We start from the raw sequence: 519 nt of genomic DNA, 5'->3' as shown, positions 1-519 counted from the left end.
GTCCACACGAATTACTTGGTTGGCTAATAAAGAGAGCAGATGGGTCTATGCAGGCCCGTGTTTTGGGTCTGTAGCTCAGGTGGTTAGAGCGCACCCCTGATAAGGGTGAGGTCGGTGGTTCAAGTCCACCCAGACCCACCAGAATTGCTCAGCTCGTCGTTGTCGAAGTACTTGCATAGCAGGCTATGCGGCGCACTTCGACGCCTAGATCTGATCAATTCTTGTAGATAGCTTCTTGGGGCTATAGCTCAGCTGGGAGAGCGCCTGCCTTGCACGCAGGAGGTCGGCAGTTCGATCCTGCCTAGCTCCACCAAACTTTACTGACTAACTTCGGTTAGCAGTGTACAGAAACGAATGTTTCATATCGATGAAGCCTTCCTTTCTGATCACTGGGTCAGATTTGCTCTTTAACAAATTGGACGAGATAGAACACGAATATTTTTCTCTCATTATCTCCGAGAGAAAATGTTCAAAGTGATAGCGATTTCAAGCGTTATCCGGTGTTGTCGTTGAAGTGGT

The 519-nt window shown here is 48.4% G+C and carries 2 tRNA genes; both read left to right on the top strand.

The features are described 5' to 3' along the window. Positions 1-64: 64 nt before the first annotated feature. A tRNA-Ile gene (locus JIF53_RS00035) sits at positions 65-141 on the top strand. A 96-nt stretch (positions 142-237) separates the two neighbouring features. Beyond that, a tRNA-Ala gene (locus JIF53_RS00030) sits at positions 238-313 on the top strand. The last annotated feature ends 206 nt before the right edge of the window (positions 314-519 follow it).

Origin of the sequence: Marinobacter sp. bablab_jr008, from assembly GCF_016464145.1 — a bacterium.
GTDB lineage: Bacteria > Pseudomonadota > Gammaproteobacteria > Pseudomonadales > Oleiphilaceae > Marinobacter > Marinobacter nauticus.
This window is presented reverse-complemented; position numbering and strand designations above follow the sequence as displayed.